The sequence below is a fragment of the Scandinavium sp. M-37 genome (genome assembly GCF_043558715.1).
Classification (GTDB): Bacteria; Pseudomonadota; Gammaproteobacteria; order Enterobacterales; family Enterobacteriaceae; genus Scandinavium; species Scandinavium vulneris_A.
Genome location: NZ_JBIGIN010000068.1, coordinates 1 through 6,943, shown reverse-complemented (window position 1 = coordinate 6,943; position 6,943 = coordinate 1). Strand labels below are relative to the sequence as shown.

Genomic DNA, 6,943 nt, shown 5'->3' with positions numbered 1-6,943 from the left:
AGGGGGCTGCCACCGTCTGGCGCTGCCCGTTATACGTGCCAAAGCAGCCTTCCACGCTCAGGCGTCTGATCCACCTCGGCAGCTTCGCGCTCAGTAGCTTTTTCCCGCTGATGGCCCAGCGCCGCTGGAAGCCGGACCGCATTATCGGCGTGGTGCCGACGCTGTTCTGCACCCCGGGAATGCGCCTGCTGGCGAAGCTCTCCGGTGCCCGCACCCTGCTGCACATTCAGGATTACGAAGTCGATGCGATGCTCGGCCTCGGGATGGCGGGTAAAGGCAAGGGCGGAAAAGTGGCGAAACTCGCCAGCCGTTTTGAACGCAGCGGCCTGCATAACGTCGACAACGTCTCCACGATTTCGCGCTCGATGATGAATAAAGCGCAGGAGAAAGGCGTTGCGGCAGACAAAGTGATTTTCTTCCCGAACTGGTCGGAAGTGGCGCGTTTTCGTGACGTGAATCCGACTCAGGTCGTGGTGCTGCGCGAGCAGTTGGGTCTGCCATCAGACCGTAAAATTATTCTTTACTCCGGCAACATCGGCGAAAAGCAGGGGCTGGAAAACGTCGTTGCGGCCGCCGTTGAGTTGCAGGACAAACCGTGGCTGTTCGTGATTGTCGGCCAGGGTGGGGGCAAAGCGCGACTGGAAAAGCGCGTCGCTGAACGCGGCCTGAGCAACGTGCGTTTCTTCCCGTTGCAGTCGTATGAAGCGCTGCCAGCGCTGCTGAAAATGGCCGACTGCCATCTGGTCATCCAGAAACGCGGCGCGGCGGACGCGGTACTGCCTTCGAAACTGACCAATATTCTGGCGGTGGGCGGCAACGCGGTGATCACCGCTGAAGCCGACACCGAACTCGGCCAGCTTTGCCAGGCACAGCCGGGGATCGCGGTCTGCGTGGAGCCCGAGTCGGTTCCGGCGCTGGTCGACGGGATTGAACAGGCTCTGGCGATGCCGCACCACAACGTGATTGCCGGTGAATACGCCGAACGCACGCTCGAAAAGAACAGCGTGCTGAAACAATTTATTGCGGATATCTCTGCACAAGACTTCGGGGTTCAATCATGAGTCAGACACAACTCTTTCCGGTAGTAATGGCCGGTGGCTCCGGTAGCCGTTTATGGCCGCTGTCCCGGGTACTTTATCCTAAGCAGTTCCTGTGCCTGAAGGGCGATCTGACGATGCTGCAGGCCACCGTCAACCGCCTGAACGGCGTGGAGTGCGAAAGTCCGGTGGTTATCTGCAACGAGCAGCACCGCTTTATCGTGGCGGAACAGCTGCGCAAGCTTAATAAGCTGACTGAGAACATTATTCTTGAACCGGCAGGGCGGAACACCGCCCCAGCGATTGCCCTCGCGGCGCTGGCGGCTAAGCGCAGTTGCCCGAACGGTGACCCGCTGATGCTGGTGCTTGCCGCCGATCACGTCATCCAGAATGAAGACGCCTTCCGTGCGGCGGTTCGCGATGCGGTGCCGTACGCCGAAAGTGGCAAACTGGTGACGTTCGGCATCGTGCCGAACCTGCCGGAAACCGGCTACGGCTACATTCGCCGCGGCGACGTCAGCCCGGGCGATAAAGACGCGGTGGCGTTTAACGTGGCGCAGTTTGTGGAAAAACCGAATCTGGAAACCGCGCAGGCGTATGTCTCCAGCGGGGAATATTACTGGAACAGCGGCATGTTCCTGTTCCGTGCCGGTCGCTATCTGGAAGAGCTCGCCAAATTCCGCCCGGACATCATGCAGGCCTGCGAGCAGGCGATGAGCGTGGTTGACCCGGATCTGGACTTCATTCGCGTTGACGAAGCCGCGTTCCTGGCCTGCCCGGAAGAGTCCATCGACTATGCGGTGATGGAACGCACTGCCGATGCGGTTGTGGTGCCGATGGATGCGGGCTGGAGCGACGTGGGCTCATGGTCCTCGCTGTGGGAAATCAGCAACCGGACTGACGAAGGCAACGTGCATCACGGCGACGTTATCAGCCACAACACCGAAAACAGCTACGTGTATGCAGAATCCGGGCTGGTGACTACCGTCGGGGTGAAAGACCTGGTGGTGGTGCAGACCAAAGATGCGGTGCTGATCGCCGACCGCAACGCGGTGCAGGACGTCAAAAAAGTGGTTGAGCGCATCAAAGCTGACGGTCGCCACGAGCACCATATTCACCGGGAAGTGTATCGCCCATGGGGGAAATACGACTCCATCGATTCCGGCGAACGCTATCAGGTGAAACGTATCACCGTGAAGCCGGGCGAAGGGTTGTCGCTGCAAATGCACCATCACCGCGCCGAACACTGGATTGTGGTGGCCGGTACCGCGAAGGTGACCATCAACGATGACGTGAAGCTGCTCGGCGAAAACGAGTCCATCTATATTCCGCTCGGGGCCACGCACTGCCTGGAAAACCCCGGCAAGATCCCGCTCGACCTGATTGAAGTCCGCTCCGGGTCATACCTCGAAGAGGATGACATTGTACGGTTCGAGGATCGCTACGGACGCATCTGATTCCCGCCGGATGGCGCTGTGCTTATCCGGCCTACGCATGATCCGTAGGCCCGGTAAGCGCAGCGCCACCGGGCAATATATTAAATCTTAATCAGGCCCTGATGGGTCCGGGTTAAGTGTTGCCTGAAGAAGAGGTACACCATGACTGAATTAACCTGTTTTAAAGCCTACGATATTCGCGGCAAGCTGGGCGAAGAGCTGAACGAAGAGATCGCCTGGCGGATTGGCCGGGCGTACGGTGAGTTCCTGAAACCAAAGACCATCGTGCTCGGCGGCGATGTGCGCCTGACCAGCGAATCGCTGAAGATGGCGCTGGCCAAAGGCCTGCGCGATGCGGGCGTCGACGTGCTGGATATCGGCCTGTCCGGCACTGAAGAAATCTATTTCGCCACCTTCCACCTCGGCGTGGATGGCGGCATCGAAGTCACCGCCAGCCATAACCCGATGGATTACAACGGCATGAAGCTGGTGCGGGAAGGTGCCCGCCCCATCAGCGGTGACACCGGCCTGCGCGATGTGCAGCGTCTGGCAGAAGCCAACGACTTCCCGCCGGTGGTGGAGTCCAGACGTGGCAGCTGCCAGAAAATCGACCTGCGTAAAGCCTATGTCGATCATCTGCTCGGTTATATCGACACGGCCAACCTCAAACCCCTCAAGCTGGTGATTAACTCCGGTAACGGCGCGGCTGGCCCGGTGATTGACGCCCTGGAAGCGCGCTTCCAGGCAATGAACCTGCCGGTCACCTTTATCAAAGTTCACAACACCCCGGACGGCAATTTTCCGAACGGTATCCCGAACCCGCTGCTGCCGGAGTGTCGCGCCGATACCCGTAATGCGGTGATCGAACACGGCGCGGATATGGGCATCGCCTTTGACGGCGACTTTGACCGCTGCTTCCTGTTTGATGAAACCGGGCAGTTTATCGAGGGCTACTACATCGTCGGTCTGCTGGCGGAAGCGTTCCTCGAAAAACAGCCCGGCGAGCGCATCATCCACGATCCGCGTCTGTCCTGGAACACCGTCGATGTGGTGAACCTGGCGGGCGGCACCCCGGTAATGTCGAAAACCGGCCACGCGTTCATCAAAGAGCGTATGCGCCAGGAAGATGCCATCTACGGCGGCGAGATGAGCGCCCATCACTACTTCCGTGATTTTGCCTATTGCGACAGCGGGATGATCCCGTGGCTGCTGGTGACCGAGCTGCTGTGCCTGAAAGGCAAAACGCTGGGCGAACTGGTGCGTGACCGCATGGCGGCGTTCCCGGCGAGCGGCGAAATCAACAGCAAGCTGGCCGATCCGGTCACGGCGATTGCCCGCGTTGAGCAGCATTTTGCGCCGCACGCGCTGGATGTTGACCGCACCGATGGCATCAGCCTGGCGTTCGACGAATGGCGCTTTAATTTGCGCTCCTCGAACACCGAGCCGGTGGTGCGTCTGAACGTGGAATCCCGTGGGGACACGGCGCTGATGGAAGCGAAAACGAAAGACATTCTGGCGCTGCTGAATCAGTAAATACATACCCTCTCCCGGACGGGGGAGGGTCATTTTTAACAGGAACAACGATGACGACTCTAAGAAAGCGCGAACGAGCCAAAACGAATGCATCGTTAATCTCAATGGTGCAGCGATTCTCCGACATTACCATTATGTTCGGCGGGCTGTGGGTGGTCTGCAAAGGCGCTGCACTGCCGTTTTCCTACATGCATTTGCTGATGGCGCTGATTACCCTGGTGGTGTTTCAGATGATCGGCGGAATGACCGATTTCTATCGCTCATGGCGCGGCGTGCGTATCACCACCGAACTGTTATTACTGCTACAAAACTGGACTCTGGCCCTGATTTTCAGCGCCGGGCTGCTGGCCTTTAACGACGACTTCAGCAACAGCTTTGCCGTGTGGCTCGCCTGGTATCTGCTGAGCGCCTGCGGCATGGTGGCCTGTCGCGCCTTTATCCGTTATGGCGTGGGCTGGCTGCGTAACCGCGGCTACAACATCCGCCAGGTGGCGGTGGCGGGCGATATGCCTGCGGGGCAAATTTTGCTCGACAGCTTCCGCAATCAACCGTGGCTCGGCTTTGAAGTGGTGGGCAGCTATCACGATCCTAAACCGGGTGGCGTCAATGCCGACTGGGCGGGCAATTATCAACAACTGATCGACGATGCGCGCGCCGGGAAAATCCATAACGTCTATATCGCGCTGTCGATGCAGGAAGAAGCCTGCATCAAAGATCTGGTGCGCGAGCTGGCCGACACCACCTGTTCGGTGATCCTTATCCCGGATGTTTTCACCTTCAATATTCTGCATTCGCGTATCGACGAAGTGAACGGCGTGCCGGTAGTGCCGCTGTATGACACGCCTTTATCCGGCCTGAATCGCGTGCTGAAACGGGTGGAAGATATTGTGCTGGCCAGCCTGATCCTGCTGCTTATCTCCCCGGTGCTGGCGTGTATTGCGCTGGCGGTCAAAATCACCTCGCCGGGCCCGGTAATTTTCCGCCAGACCCGTTACGGCATGGACGGGAAGCCTATTAACGTGTGGAAATTCCGTTCGATGCGGGTGATGGAAAATGACGCCGTCGTCACCCAGGCCACCCAGAACGACCCACGCGTGACCCGCGTCGGCAACTTCCTGCGCCGTACCTCGCTGGATGAACTGCCGCAGTTTATCAATGTGTTGACCGGGGGGATGTCGATTGTTGGCCCGCGTCCGCATGCGGTGGCGCACAACGAACAGTATCGTCAGCTGATTGAAGGCTACATGCTGCGCCATAAGGTGAAACCGGGCATTACCGGCTGGGCGCAGATTAACGGCTGGCGCGGTGAAACCGACACCCTGGAAAAGATGGAAAAGCGTATCGAGTTTGACCTCGAGTACATCCGTGAATGGAGCCTGTGGTTCGACATTCGCATTGTTTTCCTGACGATTTTCAAAGGCTTTGTCAACAAAGCAGCGTATTGAGGACGTGACATGAGCCTGAGAGAAAAAACCATCAGCGGGGCGAAGTGGTCCGCGATGGCCACGGTGGTCATCATCGGCCTGGGGCTGGTGCAGATGACCGTGCTGGCGAGGATTATCGACAATCACCAGTTCGGTCTGCTGACCGTGTCGCTGGTGATCATCGCCCTGGCGGACACGCTGTCGGATTTTGGCATTGCCAACTCCATTATCCAGCGTAAAGAAATCAGTCATCTGGAGCTGACCACGCTCTACTGGCTGAACGTCGGCTTAGGGATTGTAGTGTTCGCACTGGTGTTTTCCCTGAGTGGGTTCATTGCTGACATTCTGCATAACCCGGATCTGGCCCCGCTGATGCGCACGTTGTCGTTTGCGTTTGTGGTCATCCCGCACGGGCAGCAGTTCCGCGCCCTGATGCAAAAAGAGCTGGAATTCAACAAGATTGGCATGATTGAAACCTCCGCCGTACTGGCGGGGTTCACCTTTACGGTGGTGAGTGCGCATTTCTGGCCGCTGGCAATGACCGCGATCCTCGGATATCTGGTCAACAGTGCGGTGCGAACCCTGCTGTTTGGCTGGTTTGGGCGCCGGATTTATCGTCCGGGGCTGCATTTCTCGCTGGCCTCTGTTTCCTCTAACCTGCGCTTCGGCGCGTGGCTGACTGCCGACAGCATCATCAACTATGTGAACACCAACCTCTCTACCCTGGTACTGGCGCGTATTCTCGGGGCCAGCGTCGCCGGGGGCTACAACCTGGCGTACAACGTCGCCGTGGTGCCGCCGATGAAGCTCAACCCGATTATCACCCGCGTGCTGTTCCCGGCGTTCGCCAAAATTCAGGACGATACCGCCAGACTGCGCGTGAACTTTTACAAGCTGCTGTCGGTGGTGGGCATTATCAACTTCCCGGTGCTGCTGGGCCTGATGGTGGTCAGCAACAACGTGGTGCCGCTGGTGTTCGGCGAGAAGTGGGTCAGCATTGTGCCTGTTCTGCAGCTGCTGTGCGTGGTCGGGTTACTGCGTTCGGTCGGGAACCCGATTGGCTCGCTGCTGATGGCCAAAGCGCGCGTCGATATCAGCTTTAAATTCAACGTGTTCAAAACCTTCCTGTTTATTCCGGCCATTATCACCGGCGGCCATCTGGCCGGGGCGCTGGGCGTGACGCTCGGCTTCCTGCTGGTGCAGGTGGTGAATACCGTGCTGAGCTATTTCGTGATGATCAAACCGGTCCTGGGGTCGAGCTATCGGCAATACATTCTCAGCCTGTGGCTGCCGTTTTATCTGTCACTGCCGACGCTGGTGGTGAGCTACGGACTCGGCGTAGCGCTGAACGGCGTACTGTCTCTGCCGCTGCTGCTGGCGATTCAGATTGCCGCCGGGGCGCTGGCGTTCGCGTTCATGATTGTGCTGTCGCGCCACCCGCTGGTGGTGGAGATGAAACGCCAGCTGTGCCGTAGTGAAAAAATGAAAGTGCTTTTGCGTGCGGGCTGAGTGC

Annotated in this window: 5 protein-coding genes; all 5 read left to right on the top strand. The window is 58.6% G+C overall.

All coding sequences use genetic code 11. From position 1 onward, the window contains the following. Positions 1–1,061, top strand: a 1,061-nt coding sequence (locus ACG0Z5_RS23575; RefSeq protein ID WP_394451566.1) for a WcaI family glycosyltransferase, incomplete at its 5' end; no start/stop codon positions are given. Next, on the top strand, positions 1,058–2,494 hold the full coding sequence (cpsB, locus tag ACG0Z5_RS23570) for a mannose-1-phosphate guanyltransferase (protein ID WP_394451564.1): 1,437 nt from the start codon (positions 1,058–1,060) through the stop codon (positions 2,492–2,494). The genes ACG0Z5_RS23575 and cpsB, both read left to right, overlap by 4 nt. Positions 2,495–2,635: 141 nt before the next feature. Then, positions 2,636–4,006 carry a colanic acid biosynthesis phosphomannomutase CpsG gene (cpsG, locus tag ACG0Z5_RS23565; RefSeq protein WP_394451562.1) on the top strand — a complete coding sequence of 457 codons (1,371 nt, stop codon included), beginning with the start codon at positions 2,636–2,638 and terminating at the stop codon, positions 4,004–4,006. Positions 4,007–4,056: 50 nt separating this feature from the next. Continuing rightward, the gene (gene wcaJ, locus ACG0Z5_RS23560; protein WP_394451560.1) at positions 4,057–5,451 is read left to right on the top strand and encodes an undecaprenyl-phosphate glucose phosphotransferase; all 1,395 of its coding nucleotides are present in this window, start codon (positions 4,057–4,059) and stop codon (positions 5,449–5,451) included. Positions 5,452–5,460: 9 nt separating this feature from the next. Beyond that, the gene (wzxC, locus tag ACG0Z5_RS23555; protein WP_394451558.1) at positions 5,461–6,939 is read left to right on the top strand and encodes a colanic acid undecaprenyl disphosphate flippase WzxC; all 1,479 of its coding nucleotides are present in this window, start codon (positions 5,461–5,463) and stop codon (positions 6,937–6,939) included. Positions 6,940–6,943: the final 4 nt, after the last annotated feature.